The following is a 387-nucleotide window of genomic DNA, read 5'->3' as shown; positions in this document are numbered from 1 at the left end:
CGTCGCGCGGATCAGCCGCCGCGGCGCATCATGTCGAAGAAGTCGACGTTCGTCTTGGTGGCCTTCATGTTCTTGATCATCAGCTCCATGCTTTCGATCTCGTCCATGTTGTAGAGGAACTGCCGCAGGATGCGGGTCTTCTGCAGGATTTCCGGGGGCAGCAGCAGTTCTTCGCGGCGCGTGCCGCTCTTGTTGAGCTCGATCGCCGGGAACACGCGCTTTTCGTAGAGGCGGCGGTTCAGGTGGATTTCGCTGTTGCCGGTGCCCTTGAACTCTTCGAAGATCACTTCGTCCATGCGGCTGCCGGTATCGACCAGGGCCGTGGCGATGATCGTGAGCGAACCGCCTTCTTCCACCTTGCGCGCGGCGCCGAAGAAGCGCTTGGGA

Annotated in this window: 1 pseudogene; it reads right to left on the bottom strand. The window is 61.0% G+C overall.

The features are described from left to right. Window positions 1-11: 11 nt before the first annotated feature. A pseudogene (locus tag FJV41_RS57695) lies at window positions 12-387 on the bottom strand (transcription termination factor Rho); the annotation flags it as partial.

This window comes from Myxococcus llanfairpwllgwyngyllgogerychwyrndrobwllllantysiliogogogochensis, from assembly GCF_006636215.1.
Classification (GTDB): domain Bacteria; phylum Myxococcota; class Myxococcia; order Myxococcales; family Myxococcaceae; genus Myxococcus; species Myxococcus llanfairpwllgwyngyllgogerychwyrndrobwllllantysiliogogogochensis.
This window is presented reverse-complemented; position numbering and strand designations above follow the sequence as displayed.